The organism is Psychromicrobium lacuslunae, from assembly GCF_000950575.1.
Taxonomy (GTDB): Bacteria; Actinomycetota; Actinomycetes; order Actinomycetales; family Micrococcaceae; genus Renibacterium; species Renibacterium lacuslunae.
This window is the reverse complement of sequence record NZ_CP011005.1, coordinates 1,875,549-1,899,886: the sequence shown is the minus strand read 5'-3', so window position 1 is coordinate 1,899,886 and position 24,338 is coordinate 1,875,549. Positions and strand designations below refer to the sequence as shown.

The following is a 24,338-nucleotide window of genomic DNA, read 5'->3' as shown; positions in this document are numbered from 1 at the left end:
CTCAAAAAGGAGGCAGAAATGCTGACAAGACGACATTTTGTTAAAACCTCGACACTGGCTGTTGGCGCTGCGGCGGCAGGAATGGCAGTCGGTGTGGCGGCTGCAACTCCAGCCCAGGCCGAATATGTAACGCCTGCATTAGTGCCGATCATGCAGTCCACCACCGGAGCTTACGCGGCCTACAACTGCGGTCCGACTTCGGTGACGATGGCCTTGGTAGCTAAAGGAATCAAACCCGCCGCTTGGCCCGATAAGGTCGCCGCGGTCCAACTTGTGCGCCGTGATGCGATGAAGAAAGTGGGCTCGGGGGGCACCACGTTGGCACAGATTCAAGCCGGATTTGCCTACTACGGCAAGGGCTCGCATATTGCTGGAATCGATGAGGCTATTAACTGGGCACATCAGGGCCATGCCGTGGTCGTCGGCGGCGACGCGGCGACTCCCGCCTTCAACTGGGCTAAGTGGTTAACCGCCGGGGCAAGCGGAGTAGGCCACTACGTCTTCCTCGCCGGTTACGACTCCAGCCGGGGTTACAAGATTCTCGACCCGGTCTCAGCGAGTTCGGCGAATGTGGTGCATTACGTTTCAGAGAGCGCCATCCGCGCGTTTTCTTCCTACTACCCGTACCAATCAAACGTCATACCGAATCTCTGAGTTTCGCGGAGCCACGGCCCAGCGCCCAAGCAATACCATCTCGGCGAGAAACCCCAATTTTCTGCAGAATATTGCTGACATGGATTTTGACGGTCTTCTCAGAGATCAGCAGGCGCTGGGCTATGGCCGCGTTGGAGAGGGATTCCTCGACGATGAGTTCGGCGATCTCCAACTCACGACTGGTCAGAGTAGCCAGCGGGTCTGCCTCGTCCTGTGGCTTCTGCACCGCCTGTGAAGCCAACTCACTTGAGGATTTCAAGCAGAGCATCCGGATATTGTCGAGCTCTTCAGCGATCTGGGCTTTGGAGAGGCGAGCTATTTTCTTGCTCAGGCCATGGAGGGAGGATTGTAAGGAGTCGAAGACCAAAGTGGCCTCGTGAAGTAGATCCAGACTGTTAACCACCCGGCTGCTCTGCAGTTCGGGATGCTCCCGATAGAGTTCGACATTCGCTTTATTGCCCGTCGCGGGCTGCGCCACTGTCATTAAAGCCTTCGCTAGCCATTCCATCGCTAGCACGACTTCGTCGGTGATTACGCCCGCAACCGAGGATTCAACCGAGAGCATGCCGACCACCTCCCGGTTCGGGCCAAGTAGAGGGAGCATAGCCCCGTCACGAACCCCCTCTGTGGCGCCGAACCGTACGCCAACTGTCAGCATTCTGCCTCCGTCATCGGAGAACCGGTAAGTTTTCGCTGAGTTGAGAAGCCAGGTTGAAATGCCATGGCGACCGAATTTGGAGATCTCCGGCCTCAGTAATTGTCCGCGATGGAAACGGTAAGGCACTACCAGGGTGCGCTCATCTCGGTACATGCCAATGTAGAAGGTGTCGATATTAGCCAGGGCTTCAATCGCTCGCCTAGTGATGGCATAGAGCTCAAAAAGGTCGCCGGGCGGTGCCAAGCGGATCCGTCGATCCGCGGATCTCAAAAGTGCTATGGTCTCGGCAGAAAATCGGCTCTGTTGTTTTGGCTCCCCCATGCTGCCATGGTAAATCAGAGCGACAATTTGGTCATTGCACGGTTGCGCGTTGGGGGCTTACCCGAGGCCGAGCATAAGCAACGAAAAGCAATGAAATATGTCCGGTTCTTCATATTGTCAGCGGGCCTGACTAGACTCAACAGAACGTCGGTGCGAGCCGATAGGGAACATTCCCGAGGCAGACTAAGTTAGAACCAGCTACACCGTCAGATGTTTACCACGGCGCCACCTACAGTGAGGGACCAGCATGGCACCAGCACGACCCGCAATAACACCTGAACCGATGATAGTTTTCGATTCTGTTACTAAGCGCTATCAGGCAGGTCAGGGCGGTTTGGCAGCCGTGGACAACCTTTCGATGACGATTGACAAAGGCGGTATCACCGTTTTCGTTGGTCCTTCCGGTTGCGGTAAGACCACATCACTGCGAATGATCAATCGGATGGTCGAGCCTAGCGAGGGCACCATCACCGTCGACGGGCAGGATATTTCTGGGGTGCCCGCTCCGGCGCTGCGTCGCTCAATGGGGTATGTCATGCAGTCTTCCGGCCTGCTGCCGCACCGCACCGTGATCGACAATGTGCAGACCGTGCTGAGACTCAATAAGGTGCCTAAATCGCAAGCTCGAGCTCGGGCGCATGAACTTCTTGACGTCGTCGGACTCTCGCAATCTTTTGCGAAGCGTTATCCGAGCCAACTCTCCGGTGGCCAGCAACAACGCGTCGGAGTGGCCAGGGCGCTTGCCGCTGACCCGCCGGTGCTGCTGATGGACGAACCGTTTAGCGCAGTTGATCCGGTGGTGCGGGCCGAATTGCAGGAGGAACTGTTGCGGCTGCAACGGGATCTCGCGAAGACCATCGTCTTTGTCACTCACGATATTGATGAGGCGACCATTCTTGGCGATAAGGTGGCGGTTTTCGCGGTAGGCGGCAGGCTCGCCCAGTACGCCAAGCCGGAGGAAATCCTGCGTGCTCCGGTGGACGATTTTGTCGCGGGCTTCGTCGGGCGGGACCGCGGTTTTCGGCATCTCTCCTTCAGCGAAGGGACGCAACTGCAAGTTCACCCGGTGGCCACTAGCCAGCAGCAGCAGCCGGTCAGCGAATGGACACTGCTGGTCTCTGAGGAAAAACACCCGCTGGGTTGGCTCTCTCCCAACCGACCGGGCGAGATAGTCGCTGGTGGTTCCCTCTTCGAAGAGCATGAATCACTGCGGCGGGCACTCGATGCCGCGCTATCTTCGCCCGCGGGCCTCGGCGTCACCGTTGACGAGCACGGCGCGGTCAGCGGAGTGGTCAAGGCACCAGAAGTGCTTGATGCCATCGAACAAGCTCGGATAGCGCGCGAGGCTTAAGATGGCTTGGTTTATCGCCAACTTCGGCGCCATTTTGGCTAATGCCGGGCTGCACCTCTATCAGTCGGTGCTGCCATTGGTCCTCGGGGTGATTATCGCGATCCCGCTGGCGCAACTCGCGCGGGTGAGCAAGATCGCTCGAGGCATTATCCTCTCGTTGGGATCCCTGCTTTACACCATCCCCTCGCTCGCGCTCTTCGTTGTGTTGCCGGTGATTCTAGGGACTCAGATTCTGGATCAGAACAATGTGATTGTGGCGCTGACGATCTATGCGGTGGCGCTTTTAGTTCGCACCACGGTAGACGCGCTGAATTCGGTGGACAACGATATTCGGCAGGCCGCGGTGGCGCTTGGTTACAAGGCTTTCCCGCGCTTTTTCGCCGTCGATCTACCACTCTCAATTCCGGTGTTATTCGCCGGGCTGCGGGTGGTCTCGGTCAGCAATATCGCCCTGGTCAGCGTCGGTGCGGTGATCGGTGTGAAGAACTTAGGTTTCTACTTCACCGATGGCTTGCAAAGGGATTTTCTGGTGGAGATCTGGGTGGGCATTATCGGCACTCTGGTGCTGGCTGTGCTGATGGATGTGGTTCTGGTCTTACTGCAACGCCTGCTGACACCATGGCTGCGGGCCGCTAAGGCGACTAAACCGCAGACCGAAGCTTCGCGACTTGAAGAGGCGGTGAGCTGATGCTGAGCATGACCGACTACACCAGCACCGATCCGATCGGTCAAGGCATTCAATGGCTGGGCGATGCACAGAACTGGGAAGGTGTGAACGGAATTCCCACCCGCTTGGTGGAACATCTTGGCTATGGTGCGCTGACCCTGCTGATTTCGCTGGTGATCGCGCTGCCGATCGGCCTCTACGTAGGGCATACCGGTCGGGGCAGAGTGGTGGTGGTTTCGCTTGCCGCAATGTTCCGCGCATTGCCCACCCTCGGCATGATCACGCTCTTCGCCTTACTTTCCACCCTCGGTTTAATGCCGGCCATCTGGGCCCTGGTGCTGCTAGCTATTCCGCCGCTTCTGACCGGCGTCTACGCCGGTATTTCCTCGGTTGATAGAGCAGTGGTGGACTCAGCGCGCAGCATGGGCATGACCGAATGGCAGATCTTATTTGGCGTGGAAGTGCCCAACGGCCTTAAAGTCATGCTGGGTGGCTTCCGCGGCGGGGTGCTGCAAGTCCTGGCTACCGTTGCGGTGGTCGCCTATTTACCGCTCGGCGGACTCGGCCGTTACTTGATTGACGGTGTCAGTTCCAATGATTATGGACAGGTGTTTGGCGGCGCTGTGCTGATCGCCGTGCTGGCCATTGTGATCGATGGACTTTTGGCCTTATTGACCCGATTCTCGGTCTCTCCCGGACTGAGGGTCACCGCACGACCCACTGCCGCTACTGTGGGCAGTGAGAAAACAGTTGCCAATGACACTTCAGTCATCGGCGTACAAGGAGGAACCTCATGAAGCTAGCTAGCTCGACCTTCGCCAGGCGCGCCCTGCTCCCTGCGGGAGCACTGATGGCTGCCGCGCTGACTCTCACTGCCTGCGGAGGTAATCCGCTCAGCAATCCGTCGACTGCGGGTTCCGGCGGCAGTAGCGCTGCCGGTTCGGTGATCGTGGGATCGGCTGACTTCCCGGAAAGCCAGGTCATTGCTGAGATCTACGCTGGTGCGCTGCAAGCCGCGGGCGTTTCGGTGACGCCTAAAATGAATATCGGCTCGCGCGAAGCCTATGTCGGTGGTCTCAAAGATGGCTCTATTGATCTGATTCCGGACTACACCGGAAACCTCTTGGGCTTCTTGGACACCAAGAACACTCTCTCCGATAAGGACGCGATTGTTAAGGCCTTGCCGGATAAGCTTTCCGCTTCCGGTCTCGCCGTGTTGGATCCGGCCGCCGCGGAAGACAAAGACGCCATGGTGGTGACTAAGGCGACCGCAGAAAAATATCAGCTCAGCTCCTTGGAGGACCTTGCGAAGGTCTGCGATAAGTTGACCTTCGCCGCGCCGCCGGAGTTCGCTACCCGCGACTACGGGCTGCCGGGCTTGAAGGCCAAATACAACTGCGTGCCGTCGAAGTTCCAGCCAATTAAGGACGGTGGCGGGCCGTTGACCGTCAAGGCACTGATCAGCGATCAGGTGCAGGTGGCCGATATCTTCACCACCAGCCCGGCCATCCAGGACAATAACCTGGTGGTGCTGAGCGATCCGAAGAACAACTTCCTCGCCCAGCAGGTGATTCCGCTGTACAAGTCGAGCAAGCTTTCCGACGCTGCCAAGCAAGCCCTTAATAATGTTTCAAAGCAATTGACCACCGACGATCTGATTAATCTCAACCGTCAGATCTCGGGTGATCAGAAGCTGGAGCCCAAGGACGCTGCGCAGCAGTGGCTGAAGGATAAGGGCATTGTGAAGTAACGCGTTCGCGGTTCAAGGTAGTCTCTTTGAGCTGAAGGGCACGCGGGTCTAACGCCACTTTTTGGCTATTGGCCCGCGTGCCTTTCGTCGCTTAACCGCCGGTTGAGGGCCTTGGTGTGCGATTCTTGAGAAATGTCAGATTTCACTCAGTCTTCGAAACTTGCAAGCGTCCGTTACGACATCCGGGGCCCAATTCTGCAGCGAGCGCAACAGCTTGAGGCGGAGGGGCATCGCATTCTGAAGCTGAACATTGGAAATCCGGCACCTTTCGGCTTTGAGGCGCCAGACGCCATCCTGGTCGATATGATCAGGCACCTGCCCAAGGCGCAGGGCTATAGCGATTCACGCGGTATTTTCTCGGCTCGCACCGCCGTCGTGCAGTATTACCAAACCCGGGGCATCGACAATATCCACGTCGACGACGTTTACCTGGGTAATGGGGTCAGCGAACTGATCCAGATGTCGTTGCAGGCTCTGTTGAACGACGGCGATGAAGTGCTGATCCCCACCCCGGATTATCCGCTGTGGACCGCCTGCGTCAGTCTTTCCGGCGGTAAGCCGGTGCATTATCTCTGCGATGAGGAGCAGGACTGGCAGCCCGATCTGGAGGATCTTGAGGCGAAAATTACGCCACGCACCAAGGGTCTGGTGATTATTAATCCGAATAACCCGACCGGCGCCGTCTACCCGCAGGCCACCGTCGAGGCAATGGTGGAGCTGGCTCGCAAACACAACCTGGTGGTGTTCTCGGATGAGATTTACGAGAAGATTTTGTACGAGGATGCTGTGCATTACAACACCGCACTGGCCAGCCAAGACGACGTGCTTTGCCTGACCTTCAGCGGCCTGTCAAAGGCTTACCGGGTGTGCGGTTATCGTTCCGGCTGGATGGCAATTTCCGGGCCGAAGAGCAAGGCGAGCGATTACTTGGAAGGCATTAACTTACTGTCCAATATGAGACTGTGCGCTAATGTGCCCGGCCAGCACGCCATCCAGACCGCGCTCGGCGGCTATCAGAGCATTAACGATCTCATCCTGCCGGGTGGACGGCTGCGGGAACAGCGAGATATTGCTTATCGGCTACTCAACGAGATTCCTGGGGTATCGACCCGGCAAGCCAACGGTGCGTTGTACTTGTTTCCGCGGCTCGATCCGGAGGTCTACCCGATCAAGAATGATGAGAAATTCGTGCTCGACCTTTTACAAGAGCAGAAGATTCTGGTTTCTCATGGCAGTGGTTTCAACTGGATCAATACCGATCACTTCCGTCTGGTCACGCTGCCCAATGTCAGAGACCTGGAAGAGGCAATTGGTCGGATCGCCGAATTCCTCAGTCATTACAAGCCGTAGCCGGGCACTTTGGGGGTCTTTCTAGTACGGTTGATCATGATTGTTCCCGCCTGAGACAAAGGAGCTGGCTGTGGCTTCAAAACACGGCTTTAAAAAGAGCCCTCGCACTTTGCTAGCAGTTGGCCAGGATTTCGTCTTGGACCGTGTCGACACTTCCGCAGCACCCGGGTTTAGCGGGAAGAAGCGCGACGCCGAGCAGGTCTTGAGCGAGCGTGCCCGGCAGCTAGGTGTGCTGCAGGAACAGCTTTTCGCGGAGAGTAAGTTCGGCAGCACGAAGTCCGTACTACTCGTCCTGCAAGCAATGGACACCGCTGGTAAGGGCGGCATTGTCTCCCATGTGGTGGGGGCAGTTGACCCGCAAGGCGTGCAGCTGCACGCTTTCAAGGCACCCACCGACGAGGAAAAACAGCACGACTTCCTCTGGCGGATCACCAAAGAGTTGCCGAGGGAAGGCATGCTGGGCGTTTTTGACCGCTCGCACTATGAGGATGTGTTGATTCATCGCGTTCATGATTGGGCCGATGAAACCGAGCTGGAACGACGCTATCAGGCGATTAATGACTTCGAAGCCGGCCTGGTGGCGAACGGCACCGCCGTGATCAAGGTGATGCTGCACATTAGCCCGGAAACGCAGAAAGAACGACTGAGCGCACGGCTGGCCGATCCGGTGAAACGATGGAAGTACAGCACCGGGGATCTCACCGAACGTGGTTTTTGGCCGCAGTACATGGAGGCTTACCAGAAGGCTTTCGATAAAACCTCAACCGAGGTAGCTCCCTGGTATGTGGTGCCTGCCGATAAGAAGTGGTACGCCCGGTTAGCGGTTCAAGAACTGCTCATTGATGCGCTTGAGAATATGAAGCTGCGCTGGCCAGAGGGTGATTTTGACCTGGCCACTGAGAAGAAACGATTAGCCGCTTCCTAGCTGAGGCGGTAACTCGAAGCCACTCTTAGCTGCTGGGCTGCCCGTTTTAGTCTCGCTCAGCGGCTTGCGCCTCATCGCTTGCCGCAGTGCTAGCTTTTACCGCATCGAGGCGCTCTTGGACGCCATTGAGCCACTCTTCGCAGCGTGCGGCTAGAGCCTCGCCTCGTTCCCACAGGGCGAGGGAGTCCTCCAGACTGGCACCGCCAGCTTCGAGCTTGGCCACCACAGTGACCAGCTCCTCACGGGCCTCCTCATAGCTCAGCTTGGCTAGTTCGCTGTTTGTCGTCATGTCTGTGTGATCCTTTGCGGTCTAAAGATTTTTGCGGGATGAGGTCAAGATTTTTCGGCCAAGTTGCCGGTGGACTGAGCGCCAATGATGCCGTTCGCCAGCCGGATCTTCAACTGAGTCGCCGGCGGTGCTTGGTCAGCGGATCTCAGTACTTTGTTGTTCTCGAGTTGCACCACTGCGTAACCGCGATCGAGCGTCTTCTGGGGTGACAGCGAGCGGACTTGAGCGAGTAGATGTCCTAAGGCATCGCGATGTCTTGCCGTCATCGTGACAATTGAGGCGTAACCGCGTTCGCGTAATCGATCCACGTCCTCGCGCCGCACCGCGATCATACCGTCCGGATTGGCCAGCACTGGCCGGGAACGCAGCTGGGCTAACCGGTCACTTTCCCGATGCAGTAGCTGTTCGAGTGAACGGGCTAGCTGGCTGCGCATCCGACGGACCCCGGTCATCTCCTCAGCGAGATCCGGTACGATCCGCTTCGCGGCGTCAGTCGGGGTCGAGGCGCGCAAATCAGCCACCTCATCGAGCAGCGGGCGGTCTGCTTCATGCCCAATCGCACTGACCACCGGGGTATTTGCTGCCGCCACCGCGCGTACTAGGGACTCATTGCTGAAGCCCAGCAGATCCTCAAGAGAGCCACCACCCCGGGCGATCACAATGACGTCGATCTGCGGGTCGGCGTCGAGCTCGGCGAGTGCTGCGCTCACCTGGGCCACCGAGTTGACGCCCTGTACCGCGACCTCCCTGACCTCGAACTGAACTGCGGGCCAGCGCAAGGCAGCGTTTCGTAGCACGTCCTTCATCGCGTCGGAATCACGCCCGGTGATCAGACCGATTCGCTGTGGCAGCAATGGCAACTTTTTCTTGCGATCAAGGTCAAAAAGGCCTTCAGCGGCTAGAGCTTGCCTCAGTGCCTCGATTCTGGCCAATAGCTCGCCGAGGCCAACCGCCCGGATTTGCTTGCCTTGCATGGACAGTCGGCCGGTCTTCATCCAGAAGTCAGGTTTGAGTTGCGCCACCACGCGCGCGCCGCGTTCTAGCGGCGGCACCACGGAATCCAAGGCTGAGCCGAACAGAGTGACGCTCAACGAGATTTCGGCGTCGATGTCCCGAAGTGTCAGGTAGCTGACATTCGCTCGACGATTCAGCTCGATGACCTGCCCCTCAACCCAGGCCGCCGGAGCCCGGTCAATATGAGCTTTGAGCTTCTCGGAGAGCAGACGTAGCGGCCAGGGCCGTTCGGCGCTGGTGTCAGCGGCGGTCGCGGGGATACCGCTAGGCTGAGCCTGAGCTGCGACGGAATCTTCGCTCATCAACCTACCTTTCGTTACTCTTTTTGAGATGGGAAACCTCAGGGCATCCTCAGCCTATCGAAAACCGCTGACAAACTCGGCGCTTCTTCCAGACTTCTCTTGGCGATCGCACAGGACTTCTCGCTAAAGTTGGCTCGAGCAATCAACAGGAGACATATGCGCAGCTTCTTTTCCGCCGCGGCCGCACTTGTGGCCTTAGTTCTGGCGGGTGTTTCGGTTCCGGTGGTCTGGGCTGATCGAACGGTGATCGACCAGGACGGTTTTTTGGCGATGGCCACTCCCTTGGGCAATGACGCCAAGTTCCAACAGGCCCTGGCCACCGCCACTGCGAAGACAATGAGCTCCAAGCTCGATGCCGTCCCGGCCTTTAGCGCAATGGCTCAGCCGCTGATTGAGAACGTCACCAAGTCGATCACCACCGACCCCGGCTACCCAGCAGCCTGGTCGGAGACGCTGCGTCGCAGTCACGAACTAACCCTGGTTGACCCGGCCGCCAATGCAAATGATCAGGGTGCTTTGAACCTTGATGTGGCACCTCTGATGCAGTTGATCTTCAATAAACTCGGTGCCGGTTTCGGCCAGCAGCTGAAGGCGCCAAGCCAGGTGCTGATCAGCCTAGGAACCCCCAGTCAGCGTGAAGCTTTAGTCAAGTTGCGAGAGTTCGTCTCGATGGGGATATGGCTTGCCTTAGGTGCCCTGGTAGCAGCAATCCTGGCGCTGCTGATTGCCCGCCGACGGTCAACGACCCTGGCCTTGATCGGCTTGGGCGGCCTGGTGGTGGTGGCGGGCTGGAAGCTATCACTCAGCCTGCTTTCGCAGAATGTGCTCAATGCCACAGCGGCTGATCCGGTGGCTGAACTTTTCAAACAGGAGTATGTGGCTGCGGCCGGTGGTAGCTTTGATTTCTGGATTCTCTGCGGGCTGATTGTTGCCGCCTCGCTGCTGCTGATCGGCCTTATTGGGCGGTTGGCGGCCCGCCGACGCTGAGTGTCATCGCCCCAGAGCCGTAGAATGGTGAGATGACCAGCACTGCAGTATCAGTACCGATGCCAGCTATTCCGCGCAAGCGGCGTAGTCCTGAGGAAATCGCTGCCGCCGCACCTGTTGCGGGCGAAAAACGGGTTTTGCTGGCCGCGCCGCGGGGTTATTGCGCGGGGGTTGATCGGGCTGTGATTGCGGTCGAAAAGGCGCTGGAACACTACGGACCTCCGGTTTATGTGCGGAAGCAGATTGTGCATAACGTGCACGTGGTTTCTTCCCTCGAGGCCAAGGGAGCCATCTTCGTCGAGGAGAACGACGAAGTCCCCGAGGGAGCGCTAGTTATTTTCTCAGCGCACGGGGTCTCTCCAGCCGTCGTGCAGTCAGCTGCGGATCGCGGCCTACGCACCATCGACGCCACCTGCCCGCTGGTCACCAAGGTGCACCGAGAAGCGGTGAGGTTCGCCCGGGACGATTTCGATATTTTGCTGATCGGGCACGAAGGGCACGAGGAGGTGGAAGGCACCTCGGGTGAAGCCCCTGAGCACATCCAAATCATTAATGGCCCGCACGAGGTTGATCAGGTAACCGTGCGGGACCCCGAGAAGGTGATTTGGCTTTCGCAGACCACCTTGAGTGTCGATGAAACGATGGAAACGGTTCGGCTGCTCAAGGAGCGTTTCCCGACTCTGCAAGACCCGCCAAGCGATGACATTTGTTACGCCACTACCAATCGTCAGGTGGCGATTAAGAAAATTGCCCCACAAGCCGATCTGGTGATCGTGGTTGGCTCGGCGAACTCCTCGAACTCGGTTCGACTTGTCGAGGTGGCCCTGGAGTATGGAGCCAAAGCCTCGTACCGGGTTGACTTTGCCAACCAGGTCGACGAGTCCTGGTTCGAGGGCGTCGCCACCGTGGGCGTCACCTCAGGAGCCTCGGTGCCCGAAGTCCTCGTCAAAGACGTGCTCGCGCTGCTGGCCGATTATGGCTATGGCGCGGTCGAAGAAGTGGTCACTGCCGAAGAAGATTTGCTCTTCTCGCTGCCCAAGGAGTTGCGCAGCACGCTCAAGCAGGCCGGAGATTCTTCTCGGGTATTGGGCGGCCGGGGCGCACGACCAACAAACTAAGACCCGCCGTGACGCGTTTCTTCGCGTTCTAGTAGCTCTGGTGCGCTCAATGAGCGGGGTTGCGTATTGAGCAGCGACGGACTGGACAGCGTTTCGGGGTCGAGCGCGTTGAGTTTCCGTGCTGTCGGTAGCACCCGGCCTTCCAATGATCCGACCAGCGCATTGTATTTATCCACTGAGGACTTGATCGAACCGCCCAGTTTTTCGACATGCTCACCCAGCTTCGCGAGTCGTTCGTAAAGCTGGTTAGAGGTCTCGAAAAGCTCCCGGGCACTTTCAGTCAAAACGTCCTGTCGCCAGGAAAAAGCTACCGCCTTCAATACCGCGAGCAGACTTACCGGGGAAGCTAAAACGACTCCCTTGCTCAACGAGTAGTCCAGGAGCTGGGCATCCGAATTCAGGGCCACCGAGAGGATCGACTCCGCAGGCAGGAAACAGATCACCACCTCGGGACTAGCCGTCGAACCATGCCAGTATTTTTTAGCGGCGAGCGCATCGACGTGACTGCGTACCGCCTTGGCGTGTCTTTGCAGCGCGTTAGCGGCCAGCGCTTCATCGGTGGTTTCTTGGGCTTCCAGGAAGGCGCTCAAAGGCACTTTGGCATCGAGGATCAATTCCTTTCCTGCGGGCAGCTGGACCACCATATCGGGGCGCTGGGTGCCTTCCTCGCCGCTGTGTTGTACCTGCTCGCTGAAGTCAACGTGGGAAAGCAAGCCAGCCGCCTCCACCACACGACGTAATTGCACCTCGCCCCAACGGCCCCGCGCGCTGGTGGAACGCAGCGTTGAGGCGAGCGAGTGCGTTGTCTGCAGCAGCAAGGCATCGGCCGCTTTGGCGTCCTGGAGTTGTTGCGCCAGCTGGCCATACTGCTCCACCCGGTCCCGCTCCAGCAGAGCAACTTGGCGTTGCACATCGCTGAGCCGTTCGGCCACCGGATGAAGCGCCTTGAGAACCGAGGAGTCCTGCTGACTTTGCGCGCTGAGCAGCCTGGACTCGGCCTCTGCGGCGGCTAAAGCGGCGTTCGCCTCGCTGAGCCGTTCAGCGGCATCGCCAAGCTCGTCCTGCAACTGCTGCTGACGGCGTCGTGCCAGCAGGTAACAGCCGAGCGCACCGACGATGAGGCCAATCAAGAGGCCAAGCAGAATTCCATCCATGCTTTCAGCTTGGCATGGCGGACTGACAAGATCGCTAATGGACGCACCGGTGGGGCCGCTCAGTAGGAAGTGCCGTTACCGCTCAAGTCTCAAGGCTCCTTTCCGGTTCGTTCCTCACCGGCGGGGCTCTGCCGTAAACTTGTATCCCGTGGCTCTTACTATTGGCATTGTCGGACTGCCCAACGTCGGCAAATCAACTCTTTTCAACGCACTCACCCGCAATAACGTGCTCGCCGCGAACTACCCGTTCGCGACCATTGAGCCGAATGTTGGCGTGGTGAACCTGCCCGACGAGCGTCTCGGTAAATTGGCTGAGGTCTTTGGCTCGGCCAGGATTCTGCCGGCCACGGTGTCCTTTGTCGACATTGCGGGCATTGTGAAGGGTGCCAGCGAGGGGGAGGGTCTGGGTAATCAGTTCCTGGCAAATATTCGTGAAGCCGAGGCGATTGCCCAGGTGATCCGGGTGTTCGACGACCCCGATGTGGTGCACGTTGACGGCAAGGTTGACCCGCGCTCCGATATGGAGACGATCAATACTGAGCTGATCCTGGCCGACCTGCAAACCATTGAGAAAGCCCTGCCCAGGCTGGAGAAAGCGGTCAAGCTCAAGCAGAAGGAAGCCGCCGAGCTCGCTGCGGTGCAGGCCGCGCAGCAAGTGCTGGAGCGCGGCGACACTATTTTCTCCTCGATTACCAGCGACAAACTGGAACTTGGCTACCTCAAAGAACTGAGCCTGCTTACCGCAAAGCCGTTCATTTACGTTTTCAATGTCGACGACGCGGTGCTCGGCAGCCCGGAACGGCAAGCCGAGCTGCGTGAATTGGTGGCCCCCGCTGACGCCATTTTCCTGGACGCCAAGCTAGAAGCTGATTTGGTCGAACTCTCCGAGGAGGAAGCTCGGGAGATGCTGGAGATGAACGGCCAGGAGGAGTCCGGGTTGGATCAGCTCGCCCGGGTCGGCTTTCACACGCTGGGACTGCAAACGTATCTGACCGCGGGCCCGAAAGAAGCGCGCGCCTGGACCATCCGGCAGGGCGATACTGCGCCGCAAGCCGCCGGAGTTATTCACACCGACTTCCAACGCGGCTTCATCAAGGCCGAGGTGGTGCACTTCGCAGATTTGATCGAAGCCGGATCGATGGCCGAGGCGAAGGCCAAGGGCAAGGTCCGGATCGAAGGCAAAGAGTACGTGATGGCCGACGGCGACGTGGTGGAGTTCCGGTTTAACGTTTAGTCGAAGGCTGGTAGTCGCTTTAAACTGGCCTTGACTTTAGCTTGTTCGCGAAGCCAGGGTCAGTTTAAAACGACTAGGACGTGGAATTTTTGTAAAGTGAGTCGATCCCAGTAATGAGTGCGCCGATCGCAGACCATACGCGCGCGGGTCATTCTTCAACGCGTTATATGTATCGACGTACGGCGCCCCGAATTTCATCGGCAAAGAGATAGATTTCTTCGAGTGAAGCGATAGGATGCCGAGTTTCGTTCTTATCTTCATCGAACAGACCAAGATACTTCTGGCGTGCTGAATTAAAATGAAGACGAGCGATGGGCTTCCGGTTGTTGTCATCGAGAAGGATTGCGAAGTAGCTCTTTGCGTCACGATGAGTGACTCGTTGTGGTTTTACCTCAGCACAAGCGATGGCTTTCACGATTTGGTAACCCTCAAGTTCTTCAAGGGTTGTTTCGATCTCAGTGTCCCTATCTAAATCGCGTTCCGCCACAGCCCCGCTGTCGACGGAAGTTTCCGAGGAAGGCTGACTGATCGGCACTTGGGTTCCAGCGCCGAGTGCGACTTTCAACCGGTCATTGACCTGATCCGTGAGAAATTGTTTCGCTGCCTTTCCGACAAGTAAGGAAAACTGTTCACGAACCCGTTGAGTGAAAACGCCATCGTAAACGCGGGTTGCGACGAAGCGTACGAACTCATCGCTGGGATCTCGAAACTGGGCCGCGATCTCTCTTTTTAGTGCACCAACATACTTGAGCTCCTCGGCGGTACTGATGATCGATTCTAGATCGAAGTTGTCTTTGCTGAGCTTTTGTACTTCAGGGATGAGTCCTTCATCGATATCGCTGAGGTCGAAAACCAAGAAAGGCTTCGAGTCCATTCGATTGGGTGCGTCGAGATCGGTGTAAAACTGCCAGACTATGCCATTCGTTAAGGCCGCGATCCTAGCGTTAGTGACACCAAAGTATCGGTAGAGCTGTGAGGCATTCTCAAGCGAGAGAGCGGATCTCGAAGCCTTGCACTCGATGAGAATCTGAACTTCGCTTTCGCGCATGATCGCGTAATCGATCTTTTCACCACGTTTGGTTCCGACGTCAGCGGTAAACTCTGGTACAACTTCTAGCGGATCAAAGACATCGTAGCCAAGTATCGACGAAATAAAGGGCATGACGAAGGCATTTTTCGTTGCCTCCTCGGTTCCGATGGCCTCAGCCTGGTTACTGATTTTCGTTCCAAGCGCCCGAAGGCTGTCGCTAAATTCCATGTGCACTCCTAAGATGCGAATATGCCTTGACGCTAACACGGTTATGCGTCAAAGTTGATCTAAGTTTCAATGAATTTCTGGGATCTGAGTCCATAGATGGGGCTTTCTAGCAAAACTGCCAAGACAAAAACATTGCTGATTATCGTTATGAAATCATTAGTTTCTTAAAGGCATCGGCGGATCGGGAACCTGCGTGGCCGATGCTCTTCGTGGTCGCGCACGAGCATGTCTCCGCGGTGAACTGGTGCGGTGAATAATAGAAGCGCCTAGAGAGTCAGCATCATTGTTAGAGAAGGGCAATCCGTCAGGTTCAGAAACCCGCCCCCCACCCGAACCCCATGCGATGATGCTGTTATGCCTCTAACCACCCCGACGCTGGAAACCGAGAGACTACGCCTGCGGCCCTTCAACGACGCTGACGGTGAGGATCTTTTCGCCTTACAAAGTGATGGCTTTGTGCTGCGTTATTGGGATTCCCCGCCGTGGACGGACCGGGCGTCGATTGCCCGTTTCATGGCAGGCTGCCTGCGGATGGCGGAGGATGGCGGAGGTGTACGGGTAGCGATAGAGCACAACACCAACCAGGAATTCCTCGGTTGGTGCACCTTCAACAGCTGGAATCCTGATTTTCGCAGTGCCTCGCTGGGCTTCTGCCTTAATCAAGCCGCTTGGGGCCACGGCTACGCCACCGAGGCGGCCCGCGCCCTGCTCGGATGGGCCTTCGAAACCCTAGACCTCAACAGGGTTCAAGCCGAGGCCGATACCCGCAACATCGCCTCGGCTCGGGTACTCGAGAAACTGGGCTTCGTCCGTGAGGGCACCTTACGGGAGGATTGCATCGTCAACAGTGATGTCTCGGACTCCTGGATCTACGGTTTGCTGAGGCGGGAATGGGCGAACTGAATTGGCAAGTTTCGTGTGGACTGTAGCCGCATCACAAAATACCGAATGGGGGAGCAATGTCAGTGGAAAATCTCACCACCCTCTGGCGACCTACCGGCCCGGAGGAGATGGCGCTACTAGAAGCTAATGGCTTCACTGCGTGGCCTCCCCGCCTGCCTGAGCAGCCAATCTTCTACCCCGTTCTCAACGAGGACTACGCAGTGAGAATCGCTCGCGATTGGAATGTCAAAGCCTCTGGCGTCGGATTCGTTACTCGCTTTAAGGTCCGCAGCTCATATCTCGAAACCTTCGATATCCACCAAGTGGGTGGGGCGAGTATCTTGGAGTATTGGATTCCTGCCGAGGAACTGGATGCGTTCAACGCTAATATGGTCGGCAAGATCGAAGTGGTTGCGGAATTCAGGTCGTGAGTGAGCCGCCCGGCAGAGCTGGGCGGACAAATGAAGGAGAACGAATGCATTTCAGACGTATCGTCGAAGCGTTTGGAATGACAGCTATCGCCGTCCTGGCCTTGACAGCTTGCGATGGTGCGCCCAGCAATCTGCCCAGCCCGGAAACCACGGTGGCCCAGGGCGGATCCTTGAGCGTAGCTGAAGGCAATAGTTTCACCAGCTTCAATCCTTCGACGGCGCATACCAATGTCGACATTAACGCCAAAATTTCTTATGCCACCCACTCCGGCTTCGGATACCTGGATGAAAATCTCAAAGTGGTGCGGAATGAGAAGTTCGGCAAGATCGAAAAGCTCTCTGATTCCCCGTTGACCGTGAAATACACGGTCAATAACGGCGTAAAGTGGTCCGACGACGCGCCGGTGGACGCCAATGACCTGGTGCTGGCCTGGGTAGTAGCCTCCGGATACTTTGATGATCGGAGTGAGAGCCTCGGCAAAGGCACTAATTACTTTTCCTTCGCTAGCGGCACCAGTGGTTTAGCGCTTTCGGACTTCCCTGAGGTGGGTAGCGACGGCCGAAGCATCACGATCAAATACTCGCAGCCCTTTGCCGACTGGGAAACCGCTCTCGGCTTTCCTAATATTTCTGAGCCCTCGCATGTGGTGGCACAAAAGGCTGGCCTAAAAGACGCCGCCGCCCTGATCGCTTTGTTTACCTCAATTCCACGGGGGAACCCCACGGCACCGGTGGCGCCTAATGCCGTTTTGAAGAAGGTTGCAGACTTCTGGAATAACGGCTTCGACGCCACCAAGCTGCCGACCGACACCTCGCTTTTCCTCTCCAACGGCCCATATATTGTCAAGAGCGTCGGCTCGGACCAGTCGATCACCCTGGTCAAAAACCGTGATTATGACTGGGGGCCAGAACCGCATTTGGACCAAATCGACGTCAAATACATGCCTGGCTCCTCGGAGCAGACCGAAGCATTGAAGGCTGGCAACGTCAGTATCATCGCGCCCGCCGCCTCGACCGATGCCATCAATCAAATTGACTCGATGGTCAATAGCGGAGTGTCGCTGATCAAGGGTGAACAGCTTTCCTACGAGCATCTGGACCTGAATTTCAGTGGTGTTTTTGCGGACAAGGACACCAGGCTGGCATTTTTGAAGACAGTGCCACGTGCCGAGATCATCGACCGGCTGATCGGCCCCTTGCAGAGTGGCGCCAAGCCGCTGGACTCGCAGCTTTTCGTACCAGCACAAGAAAAATATGCCGATGCGGTCAAAGCGAATGGCTCGGCCGACTTTCAGCAGGTCGATATTGAAGGCGCGATCAAACTTCTCAAGGGCAATAAGCCCACCATCCGGGTGCTCTTCGACCGGAACAATCCGAGTCGACTGGATATTTTCAAGCAGATAGCCGATTCCGCGGCCTTGGCGGGTATCCGCTTGGTGGACGTGAGCCCGGCGGGCGCCGATTGGTCGAAGTCATTGGGCGGAAGTTCTTATGACGCGGCCATTTTCAGCTGGAGTAAAGAGGGTGTGGGGGTGAGCGATGTCCCGCAAATCTTCAAAACCGGGGGACCGAGTAACTTCAATCGATTCAGCGATTCCAAGGTCGACGAATTGATGAAAACCTTGATCACCAACTCCGACGCGGCAAAACAGGACGAGCTCAAAATCCAGATCGACAAACTGATTTGGGACGACGCCTATGGTCTGCCGCTGTTCCAAGGCATCGGTCTGAATGCCTTCAGCAGCAAGGTGCAAGGCATAAAGTACAACCCGACGCCGGTCGGAGCGTGGTGGAACGTATGGGATTGGGCGAAGAAAGCCTAGGCTTCCACGGAGCTAGAACGGAGATGTGGGTGCTTACCTGACCAGCAGGAAGCAGAACGCCGTGGCCGCGATCAGCCCGAGTGCAACGCCCAGTTGCAGCCAATTAACTCTGGATTGAACGACCGCTCCAACTGGTGTTTCAGTGCCAGCGGGGGGAGCAGAATTATTTTCCTTACGCGCCGCAGCCCAGCTGGCCCGCACCGCTTGCACAACTTCGGTTTCAGCGCTTTTCCGGCTCATCGGCCCGGGGGATGGCGCTGCCCAGGCACTGTATTTTCCCGATTCGGTAAGCAGCGTCATCGAGTACTTGGTCTCCAGTGACCTCAGAGCCTGCCATGGCACGCTAATGGTGCGAACCGGATTGACGATGGTGGTTCCGTCTTTAGTCACCATTACGGTGGGCAGCCAGAACAGCCAGTAGCCGCAGTAGCCAAGCAGCAGTAGCAACGGAATGCTAAGTAAAATGTCACGTATTACAAGACCGCTGAAGCAGATTAGCAGCAGCCCGAGAGCAGCAGTCGAGTAGAGCACAATGGCCATGGTTTTGCTGCTTCGCGGACGAAATTGCTCAGTGGACATGGATCCATGGTGGCAGATTCACAGCTGGAAGCTAACTTTTAGCTAACGAAAACCTCACATAATTACCGTTGTGGAGCCGCTGGTATTAGTCTGTATCCAGTGTTTGTTGCGTGCGTCACCTTCGCGCGCAAGAATATTGCCGGGGCAAACCCGGGAACCTCGCACAACAATCAAGGAGGCGGAATGCGTTTCTCGCGCACTTCCAAAGCAATTGGCATCGCGGCCATCGCCGCGCTCGCCCTGACAGCCTGTGGCGGCGGTGGTGGGGGTACTTCCTCTAACGGCACAGACAACAAGGGCAACCCAGAAGCCATTATCACCGCCTATGGCGGCGAACCCCAGAAGCCCCTGATGCCCGCCGACACCAACGAAGTTTTCGGTGGCCGCGTCGTGGAACAGCTTTTCCAGGGCTTGCGTAGCTATAAGGCTGATGGCACGGCGGAAAACGAACTCGCCGAGTCGATCGATAGCACTGATAACCAGAACTGGACTATCAAGATCAAGACCGGCACCAAGTTCACCAACGATGAGGCGGTTACCGCTAAGAGCTTCGTTGATGCTTGGAATTTCGCCGCTTTGAGCACCAGCATCCAGTCCAACAGCTCATTCTTCTCGAACATCGAGGGCTACGACGCTGTTAGCGCGACTGAAGGCGAAGGGGACGCCGCCAAGCCAGCTCCCAAGGCACAGACCATGACCGGGCTGAAGGTTGTCGACGACTCGACCTTCACCGTAAAGCTTTCGGCTCCCGATCCGGATTACCCGGAGAGCTTGGGCTACAGCGCCTTCATGCCGCTACCTTCGGCTGCTATTAAGGACCCCAAGACCTACGGCCAGAAGCCGGTCGGCAACGGTCCGTACAAGATGGGCCCCGATGGCTGGCAGCATGACAAGTCCATCTCGCTGGTGAAGAACGCTGACTACAAGGGCCCGCGTGAACCGAAGAACGGCGGTGTGACTTTCACCTTCTACACGGACGTGAACTCGGCTTACACCGATATCCAAGGCGACACTTTGGACGTGATGGACGGTGTGCCAGGTAACTACCTGACCACCTATAAGACCGACCTGCCGGATCACAATACTGAGAAGGCATCAGCAGCGAACTCAACTCTGAATATCCCAAGCTACGTTCCTGGCTTCGGCAATGACGAAGAAGGCAAGTTGCGTCGTCAGGCGCTTTCCTTGGCGATCAACCGCGAAGAGATCTGCAAGGTGATCTTCAACGGCACCCGTACGCCGGCAGTGGCGTTCGTTTCGCCCAGCCTGCAGAACTTTGACGCCAATATCCCGGGCGCCGCTGACCTGCTGAAGTTCGATGCAGCTAAGGCTCAGGACCTCTGGGCTCAGGCGAACAAGATCAAGCCGTGGGATGCTTCCAAGCCATTGACTCTTTCCTACAACACCAGCGGTGCTGGCAATAAGGAATGGATCGATGCGGTTGCTAACCAGTTCAAGACCAATCTGAAGATTGCTGCAGAAGGCAAGCCTTACGCCCAGTTCTCGGCGATGCTCGATGACCGTCAGAACAAGAAGTTGACCGGTCTGGTTCGTGCTGGCTGGCAGTGGGACTACCCGTCGATTTACAACGGCCTTGCGCCGCTGTACGAGTCCGGCGCTTCCTCCAACTACGAGCAGTACTCGAACCCCGAGTTCGACAAGACGCTCAAGGAGGCGGTTGCGGCTAAGAGCCCGGATGAGGCGAAGAAGAAGTACGTCGACGCACAGGCCATCCTGTTCAAGGACTTGCCGAATCTTCCGCTCTGGGATCAGATCCAGCAAGCTGTTTGGAGCACCAAGGCCAGCGGTGTTGAGCTCGATTGGCGCGGTGCCATCGTCTACAGCAACATCGTTAAGAGCTAGTAATAGCGAACCCTCGTTATAGCGGTGAGGCCCGGTCATTCGCCGGGCCTCACCTGCGCTATTTCCAATCAGAATCGATTTAGAATGCAAAACATCAAAGCTAGAAGCAAGGGGGTGTGCCTCTAGTGCTTCGCTATTTTTTGCGGCGTTTGCTGCAAATCATTCCGGTCTTCATTGGTGCCACCTTCCTGGTCTACTTCCTGGTTTTCGCCTTACCAGGAGACCCCATCGCCAACCTATTCGGTGATCGGCAACCAAGCCCCGCAGTGATTAACTCCCTGCGTGAGCAGTACAACTTAGATAAACCCTTCATCATTCAGTACCTGTTGTTCCTGCGGAACATCTTGACCTTCAATCTAGGCCCAGATTTCACTGGTCGGCCGATTGCCGAGATCCTGGCACAGGTTTACCCGGTCACCGCGCAACTTGCCATCATGGCCCTGGTGATCGAAACGATCTTTGGCATCTTCTTTGGCCTGATCGCAGGCCTGCGCAAAGGCAAGTTCTTTGACGCGACAGCTCTGGTCGCTTCCCTGTTCGTGATCGCTGTCCCGACCTTCGTCATTGGCTTCGTACTGCAGCTGGTGATCGGCTTGCAATTAGGCTGGGTCAGGCCCACTGTCGGTCCCAACCCAACCTTCAGCAGTCTTTTGCTGCCGGCAATTGTGTTAGCCGCTGGCTCCTTCGCCTATATATTACGGCTCACCAGAGCCTCGGTCTCGGAAGGGATGAACGAGGACTATGTGCGCACGGCAACCGCTAAGGGCCTCAGCCGTCCGCGGGTGGTCACGGTGCACGTGCTGCGGAACTCCCTGATCCCGGTAGTGACCTTTATTGGTGCCGATATAGGCAACCTAATGGGTGGCGCTATCGTGACCGAAGGAATTTTTAATATCAGTGGTGTAGGCCAAAAGCTATATGCGTCCATTCTGAATGGCCAGGGAGCCACTGTGGTTTCCATTGTCGCCGTCCTGGTACTGGTGTTTGTGATCGCAAACCTGGTGGTCGACTTGCTCTACGCTGTGCTTGATCCGAGGATTCGCTATGTCAAATAAAAGAAGAGAGATTGAGCACTACGTTGCTCCACTCGATGAGACTCCGCTGCAGGCGGTGGACAGCGCCGTTACTGATACCGCTCCCAGCAGCCTGTGGATGGACGCCTGGCGGAATCTTCGAAAGAAACCGCTGTTCATCGCCTCGGCCTTGTTGATTCTGTTGATCATTTTGGTCTCCCTTTTTCCAGGGCTTTTCTCACCGACCGATCCGACGGCGTTGGATGCTTGCAATCTGGCGAACTCACTTCAGCCCTCCAGCCCGGGCCACATTTTTGGCTTTAACCGGCAAGGCTGTGATATTTACGCCCGGGTGATTTACGGCACGCGTGCCTCGGTTTCGGTGGGCATACTCGCCACCCTCGCGGTCGTCCTGGTTGGCGGTATTATTGGTGCGCTCGCCGGTTACTACGGTGGGTGGCTTGATTCGATCCTGGCCCGTCTAGGTGATATTTTCTTTGCGTTGCCGCTGGTCCTGGGTGCCTTGGTGCTTTACCAAGTACCGTTCTTTCAAGACAATCGGGGCGTTTTTAGCGTGGCGACAATTTTGGCGGTATTCGGCTGGCCCAATATTGCTCGAATTACCCGAGGCGCGATCATTGAAGTCAAGAACAATGACTTCATTACCGCCGCGACATCACTGGGTGTATCGAGGTTTAGTGCGCTGCTCAAGCACGCTCTGCCCAACGCGTTGGCGCCGATCATTGTGGTTGCCACCGTCAGCCTGGGTGTCTTCATCGTCGCCGAGGCTACCTTGTCCTTCCTCGGCATTGGGCTTCCCGGCAGTGTGATGGCGTGGGGGCAAGACATTGCTAACGCCCAGAGCACACTTCGAACCAGGCCAGAAATCCTGATCTATCCAGCTGCGGCCTTGTTCGTCACCGTGCTGAGCTTCATTATGCTCGGTGATGCCGTCCGTGATGCGCTGGATCCGAAAGCGAGGAAACGATGAGCCACTCAGCTGAGGAGCTACCTCAGGTTCAGGTCACCGAGGATACCCGCGGGGAAGACCTACCCTTGCTAGATATTCGCAATCTGGATATCAGCTTCAACACGGCGACCGGTGTTTCAAAAGCCGTCCGCGGCGCGAACCTCACGGTGATGCCCGGGCAAACCGTGGCCATCGTGGGGGAGTCGGGTTCAGGGAAGTCGACCACCGCACTAGCGGCTATTGGCCTGCTTGCCGGCAACGGATCGGTCACTGGTGGACAGATTTTGTTCGACGGCGAGGATCTCACCACGGTTGGCAGCAAGCGTATTGTCGCCTTGCGTGGTAACTCGATTGGCATGGTTCCCCAGGATCCGATGTCTAACTTGAACCCGGTGTGGAAAATTGGTTTCCAGGTCCGAGAGACCCTGAAAGCCAATGGCCTGCCCTCGTCCAAGGCCGACGTTGCTCGAGTACTTTCGGAGGCAGGTTTGCCCGACGCCGAGCGGCGAGCTAAGCAGTATCCCCATGAGTTCTCGGGTGGTATGCGGCAGCGAGCTTTGATTGCCATTGGTCTGTCTTGCCAGCCTCGCCTGCTGATCGCTGATGAGCCGACCTCGGCCCTTGACGTGACGGTACAGCGGCAGATTCTTGATCATCTCGAGAAGATGACCAATGAATTGGGTACCGCGGTCTTGCTGATCACCCACGATTTGGGCCTCGCTGCGGAACGCGCAGAAAAAGTCGTGGTGATGTACAAGGGGCAGGTCGTGGAATCTGGTCCGGCACTTGAACTGCTGCAGAACCCGAAGCACCCGTACACCAAGCGTTTGGTTGCTTCTGCACCCTCGCTGGCATCGCGCCGCATTGAGGTGGCGAAGGAAGCTGGCGAAGAGGCCGAGAACCTGCTCGCCAGTAGCGAAGCAGTGGTTAAAGCAGCCGACGACATCATCCAGGTCAAAGGCCTGAGCAAGGTCTACCAGCTACGGCAGGGAGCTCTCGGCCGGAGTGTTGACTTCAGTGCGGTGGACGATGTTTCCTTTACCGTCAAGCGCGGCACCACCACGGCAGTGGTGGGGGAGTCTGGCTCCGGTAAGTCAACCGTGGCCAAGATGCTGTTGAACCTGGAGAAGCCGACCAAGGGTGACATCATCTTCGACGGCGTCAATATGACTGCTCTGGACCGCAAGGAACTGTTTCGTTTCCGGCGTCGCGTGCAGCCGATCTTCCAGGACCCCTATGGTTCCTTGGATCCGATGTACAACATCTTCCGCACCATCGAAGAACCGCTTCGGGTGCACAAGATCGGTGACCGGAAGTCTCGTGAGGCGAAGGTCAGGGAGTTGCTGGAACAGGTGGCATTGCCCGCATCCATGATGCGGCGATTCCCGAATGAGCTCTCCGGCGGCCAGCGTCAGCGTGTGGCGATTGCGCGTGCTCTGGCGCTTGAACCTGAGGTGATCATTTGCGACGAAGCCGTCTCGGCTTTGGATGTTTTGGTCCAGGCGCAGGTGCTAAACCTACTCGCTGACCTGCAGTCCAGGTTGGGTCTGACTTACGTGTTCATCACTCACGACCTGGCGGTGGTTCGTCAGATCGGCGATAACGTCTGTGTGATGGAAAAGGGCCAGATCGTCGAAGCTGGAACGGCCGACGAGGTCTTCGAGAATCCGCAAACTGAATACACCAAGAAACTCTTGGCCGCTATTCCGGGACGGGATTTGGAACTTCACTCGGAAGCTTCCTAG

Annotated in this window: 23 protein-coding genes; 17 read left to right on the top strand and 6 right to left on the bottom strand. The window is 57.1% G+C overall.

Features of this window, described 5'->3' with window-relative positions; translation table 11 throughout:
* Nucleotides 1-18: 18 nt before the first annotated feature.
* Complete coding sequence (locus UM93_RS08835) at nt 19-654, top strand: C39 family peptidase (protein ID WP_045075071.1); 636 nt, start codon at nt 19-21, stop codon at nt 652-654.
* Here the strand turns inward: UM93_RS08835 and UM93_RS17130 are convergent.
* Nucleotides 638-1,633: a helix-turn-helix transcriptional regulator gene (locus tag UM93_RS17130; protein ID WP_052663695.1), complete on the bottom strand. Its 996-nt coding sequence runs from the start codon at nt 1,631-1,633 to the stop codon at nt 638-640. The genes UM93_RS08835 and UM93_RS17130 overlap by 17 nt on opposite strands.
* 283 nt (nt 1,634-1,916) lie before the next feature.
* Between UM93_RS17130 and UM93_RS08825 the strand changes: the two genes are divergently transcribed.
* The 6 genes from UM93_RS08825 to UM93_RS08800 all read left to right on the top strand — a co-directional run bounded on the left by UM93_RS08825 (nt 1,917) and on the right by UM93_RS08800 (nt 7,676).
* A complete protein-coding gene (locus tag UM93_RS08825; RefSeq protein WP_045075070.1) occupies nt 1,917-2,984 on the top strand; it encodes an ABC transporter ATP-binding protein in 1,068 nt (355 codons plus the stop codon).
* A 1-nt stretch (nt 2,985) separates the two neighbouring features.
* Complete coding sequence (locus UM93_RS08820; protein WP_045075068.1) at nt 2,986-3,672, top strand: ABC transporter permease; 687 nt, start codon at nt 2,986-2,988, stop codon at nt 3,670-3,672.
* A complete protein-coding gene (locus UM93_RS08815; protein ID WP_234399276.1) occupies nt 3,672-4,448 on the top strand; it encodes an ABC transporter permease in 777 nt (258 codons plus the stop codon). Before UM93_RS08820 ends, UM93_RS08815 begins: the two co-directional genes overlap by 1 nt.
* The gene (locus UM93_RS08810; RefSeq protein ID WP_045075067.1) at nt 4,445-5,401 is read left to right on the top strand and encodes an ABC transporter substrate-binding protein; all 957 of its coding nucleotides are present in this window, start codon (nt 4,445-4,447) and stop codon (nt 5,399-5,401) included. The genes UM93_RS08815 and UM93_RS08810 overlap by 4 nt, the downstream gene beginning before the upstream one ends.
* Nucleotides 5,402-5,533: 132 nt before the next feature.
* Entirely contained in the window at nt 5,534-6,751 is a 1,218-nt protein-coding gene (locus UM93_RS08805; protein ID WP_045075065.1) for a pyridoxal phosphate-dependent aminotransferase, read from the top strand.
* Between the two features lie 70 nt (nt 6,752-6,821).
* A complete protein-coding gene (locus UM93_RS08800; protein WP_045075063.1) occupies nt 6,822-7,676 on the top strand; it encodes a polyphosphate kinase 2 family protein in 855 nt (284 codons plus the stop codon).
* A 46-nt stretch (nt 7,677-7,722) separates the two neighbouring features.
* Here UM93_RS08800 and UM93_RS08795 read toward each other — a convergent pair whose 3' ends face one another.
* The gene (locus tag UM93_RS08795; RefSeq protein WP_045075061.1) at nt 7,723-7,965 is read right to left on the bottom strand and encodes an exodeoxyribonuclease VII small subunit; all 243 of its coding nucleotides are present in this window, start codon (nt 7,963-7,965) and stop codon (nt 7,723-7,725) included.
* A gap of 44 nt (nt 7,966-8,009) precedes the next feature.
* A complete protein-coding gene (xseA, locus tag UM93_RS08790) occupies nt 8,010-9,281 on the bottom strand; it encodes an exodeoxyribonuclease VII large subunit (RefSeq protein WP_045075059.1) in 1,272 nt (423 codons plus the stop codon).
* A 156-nt stretch (nt 9,282-9,437) separates the two neighbouring features.
* On the opposite strand from xseA, the gene UM93_RS08785 reads away from it, so the two are divergent.
* Together UM93_RS08785 and UM93_RS08780 are read left to right on the top strand one after the other, a co-directional pair.
* Nucleotides 9,438-10,268 carry a hypothetical protein gene (locus tag UM93_RS08785; protein WP_045075058.1) on the top strand — a complete coding sequence of 277 codons (831 nt, stop codon included), beginning with the start codon at nt 9,438-9,440 and terminating at the stop codon, nt 10,266-10,268.
* A gap of 32 nt (nt 10,269-10,300) precedes the next feature.
* Nucleotides 10,301-11,386, top strand: coding sequence for a 4-hydroxy-3-methylbut-2-enyl diphosphate reductase (locus UM93_RS08780; RefSeq protein WP_045075056.1), 1,086 nt, complete (start codon nt 10,301-10,303; stop codon nt 11,384-11,386).
* On the opposite strand, the gene UM93_RS08775 is transcribed toward UM93_RS08780, so the two are convergent.
* Complete coding sequence (locus UM93_RS08775) at nt 11,383-12,540, bottom strand: DNA recombination protein RmuC (protein ID WP_045075055.1); 1,158 nt, start codon at nt 12,538-12,540, stop codon at nt 11,383-11,385. The two genes, UM93_RS08780 and UM93_RS08775, sit on opposite strands and share 4 nt — an antisense overlap.
* A gap of 148 nt (nt 12,541-12,688) precedes the next feature.
* On the opposite strand from UM93_RS08775, the gene ychF reads away from it, so the two are divergent.
* Entirely contained in the window at nt 12,689-13,774 is a 1,086-nt protein-coding gene (gene ychF, locus UM93_RS08770; protein ID WP_045075054.1) for a redox-regulated ATPase YchF, read from the top strand.
* A gap of 163 nt (nt 13,775-13,937) precedes the next feature.
* On the opposite strand, the gene UM93_RS08765 is transcribed toward ychF, so the two are convergent.
* Nucleotides 13,938-15,032 (bottom strand): type I restriction enzyme HsdR N-terminal domain-containing protein, encoded by a 1,095-nt coding sequence (locus UM93_RS08765; RefSeq protein ID WP_045075052.1) that lies wholly within the window; start codon nt 15,030-15,032, stop codon nt 13,938-13,940.
* A 354-nt stretch (nt 15,033-15,386) separates the two neighbouring features.
* Between UM93_RS08765 and UM93_RS08760 the strand changes: the two genes are divergently transcribed.
* From UM93_RS08760 to UM93_RS08750, 3 genes are read left to right on the top strand one after another with little or no spacing between them, the layout of a single operon-like run.
* Complete coding sequence (locus tag UM93_RS08760) at nt 15,387-15,935, top strand: GNAT family N-acetyltransferase (protein WP_045075050.1); 549 nt, start codon at nt 15,387-15,389, stop codon at nt 15,933-15,935.
* A gap of 56 nt (nt 15,936-15,991) precedes the next feature.
* Nucleotides 15,992-16,345 carry a hypothetical protein gene (locus UM93_RS08755; RefSeq protein WP_045075048.1) on the top strand — a complete coding sequence of 118 codons (354 nt, stop codon included), beginning with the start codon at nt 15,992-15,994 and terminating at the stop codon, nt 16,343-16,345.
* 44 nt (nt 16,346-16,389) lie between these two features.
* Nucleotides 16,390-18,168, top strand: a complete 1,779-nt coding sequence (locus UM93_RS08750; RefSeq protein WP_045075047.1) for an ABC transporter family substrate-binding protein — start codon at nt 16,390-16,392, stop codon at nt 18,166-18,168.
* A 33-nt stretch (nt 18,169-18,201) separates the two neighbouring features.
* On the opposite strand, the gene UM93_RS17125 is transcribed toward UM93_RS08750, so the two are convergent.
* Nucleotides 18,202-18,747 carry a PH domain-containing protein gene (locus UM93_RS17125; protein WP_052663694.1) on the bottom strand — a complete coding sequence of 182 codons (546 nt, stop codon included), beginning with the start codon at nt 18,745-18,747 and terminating at the stop codon, nt 18,202-18,204.
* 183 nt (nt 18,748-18,930) lie between these two features.
* On the opposite strand from UM93_RS17125, the gene UM93_RS08740 reads away from it, so the two are divergent.
* The 4 genes from UM93_RS08740 to UM93_RS08725 all read left to right on the top strand — a co-directional run bounded on the left by UM93_RS08740 (nt 18,931) and on the right by UM93_RS08725 (nt 24,338).
* Nucleotides 18,931-20,610, top strand: a complete 1,680-nt coding sequence (locus tag UM93_RS08740; RefSeq protein ID WP_045075045.1) for a peptide ABC transporter substrate-binding protein — start codon at nt 18,931-18,933, stop codon at nt 20,608-20,610.
* 125 nt (nt 20,611-20,735) lie between these two features.
* Nucleotides 20,736-21,665, top strand: coding sequence for an ABC transporter permease (locus UM93_RS08735; protein WP_045075044.1), 930 nt, complete (start codon nt 20,736-20,738; stop codon nt 21,663-21,665).
* Entirely contained in the window at nt 21,655-22,614 is a 960-nt protein-coding gene (locus tag UM93_RS08730; RefSeq protein WP_045075043.1) for an ABC transporter permease, read from the top strand. The genes UM93_RS08735 and UM93_RS08730 overlap by 11 nt, the downstream gene beginning before the upstream one ends.
* The gene (locus UM93_RS08725; protein WP_082057072.1) at nt 22,611-24,338 is read left to right on the top strand and encodes a dipeptide ABC transporter ATP-binding protein; all 1,728 of its coding nucleotides are present in this window, start codon (nt 22,611-22,613) and stop codon (nt 24,336-24,338) included. Before UM93_RS08730 ends, UM93_RS08725 begins: the two co-directional genes overlap by 4 nt.